Raw genomic sequence first — 16,908 nt, forward strand, 5'->3', positions numbered from 1 at the left:
TTGACCCTCCTTTGACAATGAAAATGGCCGAACTCCCCCGAATCCTCCTTTCTCCTCGCCGGTTGTCACTCGTCGTCCGACCGGCGGCGCCGCTGCGGCCCGTCGTGGTCGGCAATGGGCGTGCGCCGGAAGTCGTAGTGCTCGATGTACGTTTTATCCAGCAGGGACTTCTCGTAAAAGCCCACGTCCTTGTTGTATTCCGCCGCGATGTCGTCCGCGCTTTTGAACGCGTCGCGCAGCGAGCCGTCTTCGCGGTAGAAGCGCGAGAACGCGTCGGCGCAATGCTCCTTGAGGTAGTTCAGGAACACCTCGCCGAAGTTGTCGGACGCCACGAAGAAGTGGCGGATGCCGTCGTCGTGCTGCCGGAGAAACCCCTGGTCCAGCAGCCGCGCGAAGTCGCTGCGCGCGCAGGGATACGACACGTCGTAGCGATGCACGTGGATGCCGTAGGTGAACTCGGCGTTGCTGTGGAGGACGGCCTCGAGCAGCACTTCCTTCTGGCGGAAGTTCATGCTCTCGTCGGCGTCGATGATGGCGCGGAAGCGCTCGCGGCGGCGCGCCATGCCGTCGAGCTTGGTCATGGTCCAGCGCTGCTCGTCGATGATCAGCCGCACCGCCTGCTCGAAGAAGCGGGTCCAGTCGAAGTAGCCGTCGCAGGCAACCACGAGGTCCTCGGGCGCGCACGCCAGGCCGTGGCCGCGGCCGCCGTCGTCATCGCGCGGGTACAGCAGCTTGACCACGGGCACATGCGCCGAGAAGTGGTAGCCGGCGCGGTGCAGGATGAGGAAGTACAGCAGGAACGCCAGCACGTTGTTCCCGGCAGGGAACAGGCGGAACGTCTTGAAGTAGTACAGCGCGATGAGGGCGTCGACGAGGGTGTGGTTGCCGTCGGGCACCCACACGTGCGCGCAGAACGACTCGAGCGCCTTCGCGCGCAGCTCGTCGACCGCGTTCGCCTCGCGGCTCTCGATCTCGCGCACCTCCTTGATGGAGATGCCCTCGGTGAGTGCCGCGTACAGGCGCTCGACGAACGCGATGTCGAGCGGCTCGTCGCGGTAGTCCTCCACCGTCAGCAGGATCTTGCCCGCGTTTGACACGAGCAGCTCGATGCCGTTGACCGGCTCGCATGCCTGCACGCACACGCGCCTGAGCTGGGCCGCATCGAGGTCGGCGTTCTCCAGCCGCACCGCGCGCACCACCTCGCTGGCCGCGAGGTTCAGTTCGTAGTGGCCGCCTTCGGGATCGGTCAGGATGCGCCCGTAGTGCACCGCCAAACCCTCGTTGAGCTGGAATTCCTCCAGCAGCTTGTTCAGGCGCCACGTGGGCGCGTACCAGTTGCTCGAGGAGGAGGGTGCGTCGGGCGCGTCGCCGGGCGCCGCCGCGTCGAAGGGCACGGGCAGCACGTGGCCCTGATGGCGGCGCAGGTTGTTGAGCGCGAACCAGTACAGGGACAGGTCTTCCTGGGACACGTCGAGCTCGGCCGCGAGCGACTCGAACGTCTGCGCGTTGCGCGCGGCCAGCGACAGAGCGCCGCCCAGCAGCGAAAAATCGTCCGCTATGAGCCTCTTCGCCATGAGCCCCCTCTTCCCATACCCTTCTCACGTGCATGTTCGCAGAAGTGGTGCGCGAACATCAAGATACTGAGCCGTGACTAGAAACTATTTACCACCGAAGGGGAAAAGGGTTGCATTTCAGAAGGGAAGAGCGCGAGAAAGCGGCAGAACCGCGGCCCCATCAGCGTGAAGGCCGAGCGACCGGGCGGCGTCGGGTTCCGACGCCCGTGCGGCCGGCTCGGCGCCGGGGACGCGCCGGCCCTCCTCAACGGCTATTCGAGCGAAGCATCAAAAAGGCCCGCGCGCGTTCGCGAGCGGGCCCGGTGCTTCCGTATGTGCGCAGCGCGCTACTCCTTGTTGCCGAAGATGCTGCCCAGCAGGCCGCTGAACGGCGAGCCTTCGCCGGTGATGTTGGCGATGACGTCGTGCACCGCGCCGTTCTCCATCAGGCCGGAGAGGTGCTCTTTGAGGTCGCCGCCCTTTTCCTGCACCTGAGCGAGCACGCCCTCGGCCACGGCCGCGATGTCGGTGTCGCCCAGCGAGTGGCCGGTGATCTTCTCGATTGCCGCACCCGGGTCGGCGACGATCTCCTGCAGCATCTCGGGAGCCTGCTGAACCTCGCCCACAACCTTGTCGATGATGGCTTGAATGTCCATGGTCGTCCTTTCACGTCGACGCATTCACTGGGATCAGTATAGCGAGCGCGCGCCGCCGTTCGACCCGAAGGATCGTCCTGCAACGAGGAGTTGAAACGCAGGTCAGCCGCGCGCCTGATAGATGGGGGTCCTGCTTACCTTGCCCATCTCGACCACATCGCCCGAACCGTAGCGCACGTACAGGGTGCCCCCGCCGTCGCCGTTCGCGTAGGCGAGGTGCACCCAACCTGTCTCTTCGCCACGCTCGTCTTCAAGCAGGTAGATGTTCGGGTCCGCCGTTTCCTTGAACGTGCCCTTGGCCACGCCGTCGGGGCCGTTCTGCGCCTCCCACGAACGCTCAGCGTCGAACACCTGGAAGGTGATGGATGCGCCGCTGGGAAGCTGATACGTCCCTCGCAGCTCGAAGCCCTCCTCGATGCCCTGACGCAGGTGGTTCCGCTCCCCCACCATGCTGACGCCGGCGAACACCGCCACGAGCAACAGCACCCCCGCCGCGCCAATGCCGATGCGAACGAACAGCTTCTTGCGTTCCATAGGGCACCTCCGTGATCGAATCCCGAACCGGTCTTCTCACCCGAGCTAGGAACCCTATCGTACCACAGCCCCCTACACCGCCGCGAGCGCCTGGTCGACGTCGGCGATGAGGTCCTCGGTGGCTTCGATGCCGCACGACAGGCGGATGAGATCCGGCGTGATGCCGGCGGCTGCCAGCTCCTCGTCGTTCATCTGGCGATGCGTCGCGTTGGCCGGGTGCAGCACGCAGGTGCGCGCGTCGGCCACGTGCGTGGCGATCTGCGCCAGCTTGAGGTTCGCCATGAACGTCTCAGCCGCGGCGCGCCCGCCGGCCACGCCGAAGCTCACCACGCCGCTGGCTCCGTTCGGCAGGTACTTCTGCGCCAGGTCGTAGTAGGCGTCGCCCTCGAGGCCGGGATAGCGCACCCATGCGATCTTCGGATGCGCGGCCAGGTGCTGCGCCAGCGCCAGGCCGTTCTTGCTGTGCTGCGCCATGCGCAGGTGCAGGCTCTCCAGCCCCAGGTTGACGAGGTAGGCGTTCTGCGGCGACTGGATAGCGCCGAAGTCGCGCATGAGCTGGGCCGTCGCCTTCGTGATAAACGCGCCTCCCAGCCCGAAGCGCTCGGTGTACGTCACGCCGTGGTAGCTCTCGTCGGGCTCGCACAGGCCGGGGAACTTGTCGGCGTGCGCCGTCCAATCGAACGTCCCGGAGTCCACGATGGCCCCGCCCACGCTGGCGCCGTGCCCGTCCATGTACTTCGTGGTGGAGTGCGTCACGATGTCGGCTCCCCATTCGATGGGACGGCAGTTCACCGGCGTGGGGAACGTGTTGTCCACGATGAGCGGCACGCCGTGCGCGTGCGCCGCGGCGGCGAAGCGCTCGATGTCGAGCACCGACAGCGCCGGGTTCGCGATGGTCTCGCCGAACACGGCCTTCGTGTTCGGCTGGAACGCGGCCTCCAGCTCCTCGTCGGTGCAGTCGGGCGCGACGAACGTGCACGCGAGGCCCATGCGCTTCATGGTGACGGCCAGCAGGTTGAACGTGCCGCCGTAGATGGCCGAGCTGGCTACGACGTGGTCGCCCGCCCCGGCGATGTTGAACACGGCGAAGAAGTTAGCCGCCTGGCCCGACGACGTGAGCATGGCCGCCGTGCCGCCCTCGAGCTCGGCGATCTTGGCCGCCACGAAATCGTTCGTGGGGTTGGCGAGGCGCGTGTAGAAGTAGCCGGCCTCCTCGAGGTCGAACAGGCGGCCCATGTGCTCGCTCGTGTCGTACTTCCAGGTGGTGGACTGGTAGATGGGAATCTGGCGCGGCTCGCCGTCGCCGGGGCGATAGCCGCCCTGCACGCAGGTGGTGCTGATGGACTCGCTCATGGGTGCTCCTTGTTGCACGTGAAGGTCGAATTTGCTTTGCCCATTATAGCGGGGAGCGCTTTAGACTCGGTAGTGCCGTCTTTTCGATACCTTGCTATCGCAATTCCAGATGGCCAAGCGATCGCACTGAAAGCTAGCCGATATTGAAAACGCAGGGCTCGACCAGTCGATCGGGCCCTGCGCAACACAACCCACACCCAGCACGCCGCACCGTCCACGCTATCGCAGAGTTGCGTACATCACCGCCTTGATAGTGTGCATGCGATTCTCGGCCTCCTGGAACACGCGCGATTGCCCCGACTCGAAGACCGCGTCCTCAACCTCCATCTCCTGCACACCGAACTTCTCGGCGACTTCGGCGCCGACGATAGTGTTCGTGTCGTGGAACGACGGCAAGCAGTGCATGAAGATCGCGTCCGGAGCGGCCTGCGCCATGACCGACTCGGTCACGCGATAGGGCTCCAGCAGACCGATGCGCTCCTTCCACAAGCTGTCCGGCTGGCCCATTCCCACCCATACGTCCGTATAGACCGCATCGGCACCTTGAACGCCTTCTTCGATGCTATCCGTAACCGTGATTGTCGCTCCGCTCTCCGCGGCCAGCTCCCGGCACGTAGCCAGCAGCTGAGGATCGTACGTACGGTTGCCGGGGGCGTCGGACTGCGGGCCCACCTGTGCAAAGTCGATACCCAATTTTGCGCAGATGACCAGCAGCGACGCCGCCGTGTTGCCCACTTGGCCGAAGAAGGCCAGCTTGCGGCCCTTCAAGTCGCGGCCGAATTCCTGCCGCATGGTCAGCACGTCGGCCAAAGCTTGGGTGGGATGAAACTGCGCGGTCAAGCCGTTCCACACCGGCACGCCGGCAACCTCTGCCATTTCCTCGACAACGCTCTGTTCGAAGCCTCGGTATTCGATGCCGTCGTACATGCGCCCGAGCACGCGCGCCGTATCCTCCACCGACTCCTTCTTCCCCATCTGCGAGCTGCCCGGATCGAGGTACGTCACGCCCATGCCGAGATCCATGCCACCCACTTCGAAGGCGCAGCGAGTGCGCGTGGACGTCTTCTCGAACAGCAGCACGATGTTCTTACCCTCAAGCCAACGGTGCGGCACACCTGCACGCTTGAGGCCCTTGAAGTCCTCGGCCAGGTCAAGCAGGTAGTCGATCTCCTCGGCGCTGAAGTCCAGCAGCGTGAGGAAGCTCTTGCCAGAAAGATTCAATCCCATGATTCATCATCCTTTCTTTTTAGATTTACAGGGCCTCGCGCACGAACGGCATGCTCATGCAGCGCGGGCCACCACGGCCTCGGGAAAGCTCCTCCGACGGGATCACGCACAACTCCACGCCCGCCTTGCGAAGCACCTCGTTCGTCACCACGTTGCGCTCGTACACGCAAACCTTGCCCGGGGCGATGGCCAGCGTGTTCGACCCGTCGTTCCACTGCTCGCGCGACGCCTCCACCGAATCGCCGCCGCCGCATTCGATAAGCGACACGTCGCCCAAACCCGTTGCCACTTCCAGAATCCGCTTCAGCGATCCCGCCAGCTCCTCCACCACGACCTCCTGGGGCTGATCGCCCTTCCTCAAGCGGTAGGCGCGCAGCTCGTCGTACATGCCCGGATACACGGTGAACTTGTCGTAGTCGATCTGCGTGCACACGGTGTCGAGATGCATCGTCTCGTAGCCGAAGGGGATCTTGATGGCGTACACGTTTTCGACGGCGGAGGGATGCGCGCCCCAGAACAGGTTGCGTGCCAGCTCGTCGATGGCCGCAGGCTCCGTGCGCTCCGATATGCCCACCGCAACCGTCTTCTCGTTGATGTTCAGGATGTCGCCGCCCTCGATGTGGGCCGTATGGGCGTTGTCGTACCAAAACGGCGTTCCCGCATAGTCCGCATGGTACGTGAGGAACGTCTTGTAGAACGGAACCTCCCGATTGCGTTGCGGATGGTACATGCGGTTCAGCGACACGCCGCCGCCGATGGATGCGATAGGGTCGCGCGAAAAGTAGGAGGCGGGCATCGAGTAGACGATGAAATCGTCGGGCGCCAAACCCTCTCCCGCTAGATGCGCGAGCGTGCGAGGGCCATCGGCAAGATCCAGCTCGCGCAGCCTCATGCCCTCGAGGGCCTTCGCAACGAGGCGCCGGTTGTCGGAGATGCCGTCCAGCACTTCGCGGACCAGCGGAGCCAGCTGCGGGTCGGGAATAGGGGCCTGGGCCAGGTACTCGTCCAGAAATGCCTCGCGCGCCCGGGGATCCTGGTCCATGGATTCCGCAAGCAGGTCTTCCATGTACAGCACCTCGGCACCTTCGTCGCGCAGCATCTGCGCGAACGCGTCGTGCTCCTGCTGGGCGTACTCGAGATAGAACGCATCGTGGATCCAGCACTTCTCGAACTCGTCGGCCTTCATGTTCGCGAGCTCGCGGCCGGGGCGATGGAGCACCACCTTCTTGAGGGCGCCGATCTCGCTCGTTACGCATAGGGGCGTATTCGCCATTGTCTCTCCTTCCTCGGTGCGCATGCGGCAGCTCCGCATGCGCACCTCCTTCGAACCGTCGTCGGCAATCTACGCAACGGGAAGCATCGCGGAAACAGCCGTGAAACCTATACAGACCGCGCTGAGCACCAACCAGAACTTCCAGCAGGTCTTCCACCATTGCTCCAGGCTTATCTTGCACACCGCAAGCCCGGCGATGAGGATGGCGCTTGTGGGGCAGATGATGGTCATCATGGGCTCGCCCAGGCACAGAGCCGTCACGGCGCCCTCGGGGTTGAGAGCCATCAGCTCGGTCAGGGGGCCGAAGATCGGCATCGTCAGGGCCGCCAGGCTCGACGAGCTGGGCACGAGGATGGTCAACAGGTTCACCACGCCGTACAGGATGGTGGTGTAGACGGCCGACGGCACGCCTGCCAAACCGGTTGCCAGCCCGTTGAGGATCGTGTCGATGATCATGCCGTTGTCGGCGATGACCAGGACGCCGCGCGCGAGGCCCACCACGATGGCCGAGAAAGCGAAGTCCTTCAAACCGATGACGAACTCCGAGGCGATCCGCTGCTGCGAGAACCGTGCGATGAGGCCCGAGATCAAACCCATGGCCAGAAACACCGCCGAAAGCTCGCCCATGTACCAGCCTTGAGTCACCAGGCCCCACACGATGAGCAGCATGCCTGCGAGGAACACTCCCAAGACCAGCTTCTGCGCCGTCGTGAACGGAGCATCGTCGGCAACCGTACCCAGTTTTTCGCGCTTCGCCTTATCGGCTTCGTACGTCAACGACAGCTTCGGATTCTTACGCACCTTCCTCGCATAGAGCATGACCCAAGCGATGGACAGCCCCACGATGACCACGAACATGATGGCGCGAAGCCACAGCTGCGGGTTGCCGGTGATGCCGACGATGCCCTGCGCGATGAGAACGCTGAACGGGTTGACGGTCGAGGCGATGTAGCCCGCTTTCGCACCGATAAAGACGATCATGAACGCGGTGAGGGAGTTGAATCCCATTGAGATCATGATGGGCACGAATATCGCGAAGAACGGCAGCGTCTCCTCCGCCATGCCGAACGTCGATCCACCCAGCGCGAACAGCAGCATCGCGATGGGTATGACGAGGATGTCCTTGCTCTTGAATCGCTTGACCACGCGCCTCATGCCGGCGTCGATGGCCCCGGTTGCCGTGATGATCTGAAACGCTCCGCCGACGATGAAGATGAACGCGACAACCTCGACCGCGGCTTCAATGCCCTGCAGGGGTGCCTGCAGCACGGCATCGACGCCTTGGCGCAGATCCGTCTGCTCGCCGGTCTCTTCGTCGACAATGACCTTGTCAATCTCCTGATAGGTCCCTGACACGGTGACCTCGCGACCGTCGACCTCCGTCGTGTCGAAAGCACCGGACGGAACGATCCACGTCAGCACGGCAACAAGTATCATCAGCACGAAGATGATGGTATAGGTATGCGGCACCTGCAACGTGCGCTTGATCTTTTCTGCCATTTCACCTCTCTCCTTTCCCATAGCCCTTGGTTCCCCACCTGGCGTCCATGATCTCAGGCGCACCGACAGGATCCGGGAAATGCAGGGGCCGCGAAGGGTACGCGCCCGTTAAGCGGCGAAGGAGGCAACATGTTTCGTCGTGTTTCCGAAATGTGTAGACATTAAACGTCATATTTTGGAAGTTCGCTTGTACAGGGGACGGCGGATTCGCTATGCTTCCCCTAAGAAGACGGAGGAAAGGACGGTCATGGGCGGCGTGCAGGTGAAAAGCGAGATAGGCCCGCTGAAGCAGGTGTTGATGCACCGGCCCGGAGAAGAGACGCAGCAGTATCCCCACGGGGACTTTTTGCAGGTGTTCTACTTGCGCCCGGCCCATACGGAGTTCGACCTGGCAAAAGCGCAGGCCGAGCACGATCGCCTGACCACGCTGCTCTCCGACGAAGGCGTCGAGGTGCTGCACGTGCAAGACCTCCTGGTCGAAGCTATCGACAGCACCGAGCAGGCCAGGACGGAGCTGACCGAAGCCTACGTGAAGGACGGCCGCATCGAGGGAATCGAGCTGACGGAGGGCGTCAAAGAGCACCTCGCCAAAGCGATCACGAGCGAGCAGCTCGTCAAGCGTCTCTTCGAGGGCGTCCGCTACGGCGATATAGATCTGCTCGCCTCCGACCGGCAGTCTTTGGCCACTTTGACCGGAAGCTCCTTCGATGCCGACACGTTCCTGATCAACCCCATCAACGCCGCCTTCTTCACACGCGACCCCATGAGCGTCGTCGGCAAAGGCATCACGCTGAACCACATGTATTGGCAAGACCGCAACCAAGAGGTCAATGTGCTGGAAGCCGTTGCGCGGCACCATCCCCGCTTTGCGTCCGCACCCTCGTGGTTCGACCATCGCTGCTCGTTTCACCTCGAAGGCGGGGACCTCGTCAACCTCGATGCGCATACGCTGGCGGTGGGCCTGTCCAGCCGCACCGAAGCGGCGGCAATCGACGTGCTGGCCCGCCGCCTCCTGTGGGAGGCGGACGAATCCGAGATCACGAGCATCTACGCGTTCGACGTACCCCAGATAGGCAACCGGCTGCATCTGGACACGTGCATTTCGCGAATCGACTACGACACCTTCGTGGTGGATCCCGCCCTGGCCCAGAACCCGACCGTGTTCAAGATGAGCCGCGGGCGCAAAGAGGGCAGCGTGAGCATCAAGGAGCTTTCAGGCGACCTTCGATCCATGCTCAAGCAGGCGCTCGACATCGGCCCCATTCGCCTCATGGACCTGGATAGCGGCGCCAGCAACCGGATCGAGTTCGAGCGCGACAACGGCGCCACGAGCATGCTGTGCCTGGCTCCCGGCAACCTGTGCGTCTGCGAAGAGAACGTCACGGCGAACAACCTACTGGACAAGGCCGGCATGACGCTGCACCCTGTATCGATCCAGGAGATGACCGCCGGCTTCGGCGGCCCCACCAGCCTGTGCCTGCCGCTGTGGCGAGAGAACGTCTAGGAAGCGCCCGGACGATGGGCGTCGGCGACAACATCCGCGCGTTGAGGACCCGCGAGCACCTGTCCCAAGCAGAGCTGGCGAAACGGCTGAGTGTCACGAAGGAAACCGTGTCCCGCTGGGAAACGAGCAAGAGCTTCATACGCAAAGCGCACCTCGATAAGTTCATCGAAGTGTTCGGGGTGACGGCCGACGACGTTCTCAGCGAGGGGCTCGGATTCGCATCGGAGCCTTCCGTCGCGCGCGATCCCTCGTCCGGCGCGGGCCCGAACGACGTCATGCAGCTCCCGTACCCCGTGTACAAGGTGGAGCGCTCCGGCAACGGCACCACGCTGCGGTGCTCAAGCGAGGCGTACGCCCCGCTTGACGTCGCTCAACGGCATCCCGTCGGGATATTCGTGCGCATGGACTGTCGGGAAATGACTCGTCTGTATCCCGTAGGATCGCTGCTTTTGGTGGATCAGAAGCTGAGGCCGTGGAACGGATGCACGGTGGTCGCGTACCTCGACAACGCAACCGTAGTCATTCGCCGTTACCTAGCGGGAAACAACACTATTATGCTGTCCTCGTGGACCTACGACGCACCCGCCCCCGACCTCATGATCGATAGGCGTCGAGTCCGCATCGTTGGCGTCGTCGTATGGTACCAGGCAGATCACGACCTGGGAGCATGAAGCGAGATCAACGCAGCGCTAGCTCGCGCACCGTCACGAATTTACCGACGAGACCGTTGACCTGCGCGCTGTCGCATTCGATCTTCGCGTGCTGCTGTTTTGTTGTATGCTTTTCCTTAGTATGCACCCATTGCCCGTGCGCGATGCGAAGGAGAGCACATGAGGGGATTCGGAAGGTTTGCGCTGGGAGCGTTGTTGGCATGTTCGCTCGTACCGATACCTGCAGGTACGGCGGCGGCGGACGAGACCGCAGGCTCCGCAGACGGTAGCGCGGACGCGGCGCTCGCCCCGGGCACGTACGTCGAGCACGAGGCCATCGCGTACGTGATCGACGGCGGAGCGCAAGCGTTTTCGCTGAACGACGACCTGCTGGGAAGCGCCGAGAACCTGATGAGCATCGACGCGGGAACGGCCGTCGAGGCGTTGAAAGACGATGCGGGGGCGGTCGAAGCCGCCGCTGCGGTTCGATCGCGCTCGTCGAGTAACGGCGACGAAGCCTCGGCCGGACGCCTGGTTCTCGTGAGGGACGAGAGCAAGACCGCCGAGCAGCTCATCGGCGAGCTGGAGTCCGATGCGCGCGTGGCGTTCGCGGAGCCGAACGCCATCGTGGAAACCGTCGACGCGGACGGCGCAACGCCCGAGCCCGACGCACTCGCCAAGCCGACGGCGGAGGTCGCGAACGACAAGGGCGAAACCGAGCCGGAAGGCGACGGCGAAGAAAGCACCCCCTCCTCAGAAATCGTCTTCGGCCAAGACAAAGACGAGCCCGCAACCGACATCAACGAATTCGTATGGGGCTTCCACAACGACGGGCGCATGGGCGGCATGGCGCAGAACGAGGCCGTGGACATGGGCTACGCCGCATGGAACGATGCGGCCGCAGCCGAGAAGCTGGACGAAGTCGTCGTGGCCGTCATCGACTCGGGCGTGGACGCTTCGAACCCCGATCTGGAACCGGTCATGTGGAACGAGGGGCTGACGTCCGGCATCGCGACGACGGGCAAGGAAGACGAGCATGGCTTCGCCGTCGTCGCAGACTCCGCCGCAGGCGTCTCGTCGACGACGGGCCTCACGGAATACCACGGCACGCACGTAGCGGGCACCATCGGAGCCGCATGGGACGGCAAAGGCGTCTCGGGCCTGGCGGGGAACGTGAACCTCATGGCCGTTCGTCATGACGACACCTTATCCGGCGCTCTGAAATGCTTCGATTACGTCAGCCGAGCCTGCGATGCGGGCGTCGAGGTGCGGGTGACGAACAACTCGTGGGGCCTGGGCCAGGGCCAATGGCGCTCGCTCGACATGGCCGTGACGGAAATCGGGCGCCAGGGCGTCGTGAGCGTGTTCGCGTCCGGCAACTCGACGTATGACACCGACGCTGCAGGCAGCACGGTCGGCCTCTTGGCCGACAACCCGTACGCGATAACCGTCAACGCTATCGACCCGACGGGCAACCTGTCCACGTTCACTCAGTACGGGGAGACCACGACCGACGTGATGGCACCGGGCACGGCCGTCCTGTCCACCTATGCGACCGGCGCCGCAAACGGAGCGGGGGTCACCGAGGGCCCGCAGTACCTTGGCGAAGAAGACGGGGAAGCGGCGCTGTACGAAAGCTTCGACAGCAAAAGCCACGCCGCTGCGGGGGTCGACATGCAAACGTTTTCCTCGTTCTCCGTCGATTCCGACGCCGCCGACACTTGCGAGATCGTGGCCGGCGGCCGGCGCTTCGACGGCGAGAGCGCCTTGGAGCTTCCCTACGATTCGGACTCCGCCGAAATGGGCGACCCCGCAAGCGCCGTCAGCGGCACGGTGGATCTCTCGGGGCTTGCCGAGAAGCCCACGCACTTGAGCATCCGCTACACGGCAACCTCCGGCGAGAACGCCTCAGTCGTACCGCTGACGAGCGTCGGCGTGAAAACACTCGACGGCAGCTGGAAAGAGCTGGCCACCAAAGAAGGCTCCTTCGGCTATGGCGGCGATTCGTGGGCGGGCCTCTCGGGGCAGCTGCCGGACAACGTCGACTGGGCGAATTTCCAAGTGGACATACGCTACGCCGTGGCGAAGCTGTCCACAACCGGCGGCACGAGCGACCTGGGGCCCTACCTGGCCGGTACCTTCGTGGTTGACAGCATCGGCCTGGGCAGCGACCTGGTTCCCTACACCTACCTGCAAGGCACGTCCATGGCGAGCCCGGCAGTGGCCGGAGCGGCTGCGGTGATCGCAGGGCAGGGCTTGGACGATGTGGCCGCAGACGATCCGGCGAAAGCGGCCGAAAAGCTGGCTGCGTTGGTGAAGGGCGCAGCCGAACCCGACGCCCGCTACGAGGGGCTTTGCTCGACGGGCGGATACGCAACGGTGGACGGCGCGTCGAACCCCGGCCCGGCCATCACCGAGGTCGTGGACAACGGGCGCACGGTGACGGTGCGCGGCTACTTCATGCCGGAAGGAGCGACGGCGATGCTGGACGGTGCGGCGGCGACGGTGTCCGAGCGGGCCGACCTGGGCGACGGAAAGACCGAGTTGACCGTGCAGAAGCCCGAGGGCTTTGCGGGCGGCCAAGCGGTCGTGCGGGTGGAGGCGAACGGCAAGCAGGCCAATCACCGCGTCGATCTGGGAAAACGCGTTGAAACGACGTACTACGACCAGACGGATCTGCCCGTTCCCGACGAGCTCAACACATGGGGCGCATGGCAGCTGGTGGGCTTTAATGGAAACGTGTACTGCCTGCCGCGCACATCTGTTTTCGATTCGAGCAACAGCTACGACCATCTGCTGCGCTACGATCCCGATACGAAAACATGGGAAGAGGTGCCGTTTCCCGTCGACCTTCTCGGCACGAAAGGTTTTGCTGGCAGCATCGTCGACGCAACGGGGGCCACGCTCGGCGGCGCGCTTGTGTTGCAGCTGGTCAACAGGGAGGACAAGGTATCTTTCGTCCGCTATACCGCCGACGGAACATGGGAGATGCTCGACTTCGACTTCCCCGCGGAGAACGGTGTGCCGTACGCCTCCACGCTGGGGAGCGACGGCAAGCATCTGTACCTGTTCGGTGGCATAACCGGGGAAGAAAAAGACAGCACGGTCGTGTATCGCGCCGACCTCGAAACGTTCGTTTTCGAGGAGGCAGGGGAGCTTTCCACGGGTCGCATCCGTCCTCAGGTAGCGTATGGCAACGGAGCGTTCGCGGTGACGAGCGGCGTTTCTATAAGCACCCAGCTTGGCGGCATCGGAGGCGTCGAACTGGCGATGCCGCGCGAAGGCGACTCGGACGACGCGTCGGGCGAAGGGATTCCCAAGGGATGGCTTGAGGGCACTCCGGTCGACCTCTCGTCGCTCGTAACCGAAACGGGGCAACTGGCGTACGCGGCAGGCGGCGTCGAAGACGGGTTCGCGCTCGTCGGGCCGACGAGCGACGACGGCACGACCGACACGTATCTGCTTTCCGGCGACGAGGCGTCCTCGGTGGCGGCGTATGGGAAGAGGGCTTCGCAGCAAGCGTTGGTCGCTCCGGCCGCTACGGCGTACCGCGGGCGGTTCTACGTGCTGGCGGGGTCGCAGAACGAACCGTACCACGTATTCAGCTCGACGGCCATGGAGACGGGTGCGCAGCCCGGCGATGCCGAGATCGTGCCGACGCCCGACCCGGGGCCGGAGCCAACCCCCGATCCCGATCCGAAGCCGACGCCCGACCCAGCGCCGACCCCTAACGCCCCGAGCGGAAGCACGCCCAAAGCGCTCGCGCGTACGGGAGACCCACTTGCGCCCTCTTCGCTCGTCCTTGCCGTGCTCGCATCCGCCGGCGCAGCGGCACTCGCCGTCTCGACGGTTCGCCGTCGTCGCGCTCGCAAAGCGTAGCGAAGAGGTGGATGGCCCGGTACGAAGCGCTCGCCCCTCGGCGCCTTGCAATCCGAGAGCGCCTCGTACCGGCCTTCATGCGGCGCGTATCTGCGCCGATAACTCGTTACCTGTTATACGGATAACCAGGCATTCTGATTAGAAGGTATCATGGTCAAGACGCCGCAACGATCTATGGAATGCGAGGTTCCCATGCCCATCAGAATCCCCGACTCCCTGCCCGCAACCGAGGTGCTCGAGGGCGAGAACATCTTCGTGATGACCGAATACCGCGCCTTGCACCAGGACATTCGCCCGCTGAAGGTGCTGCTGCTCAACCTCATGCCCACGAAAATCGTCACCGAGACGCAGATCATGCGCAAGCTGTCGAACACCCCGCTGCAAATCGACGTCAACCTGCTGCAAACGGCCAGCCATGCGGCGAAAAACGTGTCCGAGCAGCACCTCGACACGTTCTACACCACGTTCGACGACATCAAGGACCAGCGCTTCGACGGCATGATCATCACCGGCGCGCCGGTGGAGCTGCTCGACTTCGAGGACGTGGACTACTGGGACGAGCTCGCCCGCATCATGGATTGGTCCGCCACGAACGTGCACTCCACGTTCCACATCTGCTGGGGCGCGCAGGCCGGCATCTACCACCACTACGGCATCCCCAAGTACGAGTTGGAGAACAAGCTGTTCGGCGTGTTCGATCACGACGTGGTGAAGCCGTCGTCGCCGCTCGTGCGCGGGTTCAACGACTCGTTCCGCGCACCGCACTCGCGCTACACCGAGGTGCACGCGGCCGACATCGAGGCGCATCCCGACCTCGAGCTGATCGCCGTCTCCGACGAGGCCGGCGTCTACATCGCGAAGAGCACCGACAGCCGCCACTTCTTCGTGTTCGGGCACCCCGAGTACGACGCCGGCACGCTCATGGTGGAGTACGAACGCGACGTGGCGAAGGGCCTCGACATGCCGCTCCCCCGCCACTACTTCCCGAACGACGACCCGACGCAAACGCCGAAAGCCACGTGGCGCGCGCATGCGCAGCTGTTGTACACGAACTGGTTGAACTATTATGTGTACCAGACCACGCCATACGATTTGGCGAAAGTAGGCACCGAAGAGGATAGCGTCCATGAGTGACTCAGAGCACAAGCCGCACTACATCCTGCGACCGGTCACCACGCCGGTCGCAGGCTCGAAGCCGTCGGAGGAGGGGCCGCAGCCGCGTTCGGCCGACCCGTTCCTGCGCCCCGCCCAGGAAGACGACGACGGCTACGACCCGTTCAGCGACCGCCCCGCCGACCCCGACCCCGCGTTCCAGGAAGACCCCTGGCGCTAGCAGGCAGCGCACAGGGCGCTCGGCGCGCCCGGCGGGTCACAGCGCTTGCACCGCCTCCTTGAGGGCCGCCACGTCGTTGCGGTTGACGAGGAGACGCTCCTCGCCGTTGAACGACACCAGGTAGAAGCTGTTGTCGTAGCGAATGAAGCTCAGGGTCATCGTCTCGTACGTCGACGCGGTGCGGTGGAAGGTGATCGCCAGCTCGGCATCCGCGCCGCCTTGGGCGGCGTCGATCGTGCCCTCCCCCTCCGACTCCATCCCGTCGATGGCATCCGTCAGGGACGACACCGCGCTCGCATCCGCCGACGCGCCGTCCACCTCGTACGACGTGCTGACCACGGTCTCGCCGTCGTCGTCCTGCTCCTCCGTCCTCACGAACGACACCGTCGTCGCCTCGCCGTCGCACACGATGTCGAGCGCGTCCACCGTATCCCAATCCATGAGGCACACGTCGTCGGGACGCAACGTCTCGAACGTGGCCTCCAGCAGGTCTTCCACCTTCTCTGCGGCCACCGTGTACACGTACGTCGAGCCGGCCGGGTGGGCGTAATAGGTGCTCGAACTCGCTTTCGAACCCACGATCAGCACGTATTCGCTCGGCTCATCGTCGTTCGTGTACGAGAGGGTCGCCGTGAGCACCGGGTCGTCGAACCCGTACGTCGCGGCCGCGTCGTCGGCGTACGCCGTATCGACGCACGACTTCCACGTGATGCGATTCACCACGTTGGCCAGGGTTCGCGCCTTGCTCGTGTCGAGGGCGCGCAGGGCGTCGCCGTCCTGCAAGAACCATTGATAGGACGACGAGTAGGTCGCATCGGACCCCTCTTCGAGGTACGTCATCGACAGGACGTCGCCGCCGCGATCGACCTCGAACGCCGTGACGCTCGAAGATCCCGGCGCGCTCTCGGTGACGTAGAGGTCAGCCATCGAGCAGGAAAACGCGTTGAGCAGGGCGATGTCCACCACCTGCACGTCCTCCGACCCCTCGCGCCACGCGTAGCACGAAGTGCCGTCGGCCGTGGCCGCGCCCACCTCGAACGACACCGAGCTGCCGTCCGTCAGGACGAGCGTGGCCCGGACCGTCGGGCTTTCCAGCCCCATCGCCGCGTCTTCCTGCGAGCGCGCGACGGATCGGCTCGAGCTTGCATCGGCCGCCGCCGACGCAAGCTCCGCAGCCGCCGACTGGTCGAGGGACACGCCTGCGGCTTCCGCATCCGCCCACGTGCCGTCCTCCTTGACCACGGTGGCCGTCGCGCCGCCGTACGTCCAGGTCACCTCTGCGATTTCCTCCGACGAGACGGACAGGAACGGCTCGCCGGCCGCCAGGGAGCCTTCGCCTTCGGCATCGGCCATCCCCGACGCGAGCGCATACGCGCCGCCCAGCGCCGCCAGCGCCAGCGCCAGCACGAGCACCGTGCGGGCGCGCTTCGATGCCAACCCGGCCAT

The 16,908-nt window shown here is 64.4% G+C and carries 13 protein-coding genes; 5 read left to right on the forward strand and 8 right to left on the reverse strand.

The genetic code is table 11. From position 1 onward, the window contains the following. Positions 1 to 65: 65 nt before the first annotated feature. The 7 genes from H8S61_RS06555 to H8S61_RS06585 form a co-directional block, all read right to left on the reverse strand. Positions 66 to 1,574 carry a Fic family protein gene (locus H8S61_RS06555; protein WP_160942021.1) on the reverse strand — a complete coding sequence of 503 codons (1,509 nt, stop codon included), beginning with the start codon at positions 1,572 to 1,574 and terminating at the stop codon, positions 66 to 68. A 326-nt stretch (positions 1,575 to 1,900) separates the two neighbouring features. Next, the gene (locus tag H8S61_RS06560; protein ID WP_114551758.1) at positions 1,901 to 2,209 is read right to left on the reverse strand and encodes a hypothetical protein; all 309 of its coding nucleotides are present in this window, start codon (positions 2,207 to 2,209) and stop codon (positions 1,901 to 1,903) included. Between the two features lie 102 nt (positions 2,210 to 2,311). Continuing rightward, positions 2,312 to 2,743 carry a hypothetical protein gene (locus tag H8S61_RS06565; RefSeq protein ID WP_186938397.1) on the reverse strand — a complete coding sequence of 144 codons (432 nt, stop codon included), beginning with the start codon at positions 2,741 to 2,743 and terminating at the stop codon, positions 2,312 to 2,314. Between the two features lie 72 nt (positions 2,744 to 2,815). After that, a complete protein-coding gene (locus H8S61_RS06570; protein ID WP_186938398.1) occupies positions 2,816 to 4,096 on the reverse strand; it encodes an O-acetylhomoserine aminocarboxypropyltransferase/cysteine synthase family protein in 1,281 nt (426 codons plus the stop codon). A gap of 219 nt (positions 4,097 to 4,315) precedes the next feature. Continuing rightward, positions 4,316 to 5,323 carry an ornithine carbamoyltransferase gene (gene argF / locus H8S61_RS06575; RefSeq protein ID WP_186938399.1) on the reverse strand — a complete coding sequence of 336 codons (1,008 nt, stop codon included), beginning with the start codon at positions 5,321 to 5,323 and terminating at the stop codon, positions 4,316 to 4,318. Between the two features lie 25 nt (positions 5,324 to 5,348). Next, complete coding sequence (locus tag H8S61_RS06580) at positions 5,349 to 6,596, reverse strand: arginine deiminase (protein ID WP_186938400.1); 1,248 nt, start codon at positions 6,594 to 6,596, stop codon at positions 5,349 to 5,351. Positions 6,597 to 6,665: 69 nt separating this feature from the next. Then, entirely contained in the window at positions 6,666 to 8,096 is a 1,431-nt protein-coding gene (locus H8S61_RS06585; RefSeq protein WP_186938401.1) for a YfcC family protein, read from the reverse strand. A 247-nt stretch (positions 8,097 to 8,343) separates the two neighbouring features. Between H8S61_RS06585 and H8S61_RS06590 the strand changes: the two genes are divergently transcribed. From H8S61_RS06590 to H8S61_RS06610, 5 genes are all read left to right on the forward strand, one after another. Next, positions 8,344 to 9,600 (forward strand): arginine deiminase, encoded by a 1,257-nt coding sequence (locus H8S61_RS06590; protein WP_186938402.1) that lies wholly within the window; start codon positions 8,344 to 8,346, stop codon positions 9,598 to 9,600. 14 nt (positions 9,601 to 9,614) lie between these two features. Then, positions 9,615 to 10,271 carry a helix-turn-helix transcriptional regulator gene (locus tag H8S61_RS06595; protein WP_186938403.1) on the forward strand — a complete coding sequence of 219 codons (657 nt, stop codon included), beginning with the start codon at positions 9,615 to 9,617 and terminating at the stop codon, positions 10,269 to 10,271. A gap of 159 nt (positions 10,272 to 10,430) precedes the next feature. Beyond that, positions 10,431 to 14,129 (forward strand): S8 family serine peptidase, encoded by a 3,699-nt coding sequence (locus H8S61_RS06600; RefSeq protein WP_186938404.1) that lies wholly within the window; start codon positions 10,431 to 10,433, stop codon positions 14,127 to 14,129. A gap of 192 nt (positions 14,130 to 14,321) precedes the next feature. Further along, positions 14,322 to 15,263 (forward strand): homoserine O-acetyltransferase MetA, encoded by a 942-nt coding sequence (metA, locus tag H8S61_RS06605; RefSeq protein ID WP_114534034.1) that lies wholly within the window; start codon positions 14,322 to 14,324, stop codon positions 15,261 to 15,263. Next, a complete protein-coding gene (locus H8S61_RS06610; RefSeq protein WP_160942030.1) occupies positions 15,256 to 15,462 on the forward strand; it encodes a hypothetical protein in 207 nt (68 codons plus the stop codon). The genes metA and H8S61_RS06610 overlap by 8 nt, the downstream gene beginning before the upstream one ends. A 36-nt stretch (positions 15,463 to 15,498) precedes the next feature. Here H8S61_RS06610 and H8S61_RS06615 read toward each other — a convergent pair whose 3' ends face one another. Further along, positions 15,499 to 16,908, reverse strand: coding sequence for a DUF4340 domain-containing protein (locus tag H8S61_RS06615; protein WP_186938405.1), 1,410 nt, complete (start codon positions 16,906 to 16,908; stop codon positions 15,499 to 15,501).

This window comes from Eggerthella hominis, assembly GCF_014287365.1.
GTDB lineage: Bacteria > Actinomycetota > Coriobacteriia > Coriobacteriales > Eggerthellaceae > Eggerthella > Eggerthella guodeyinii.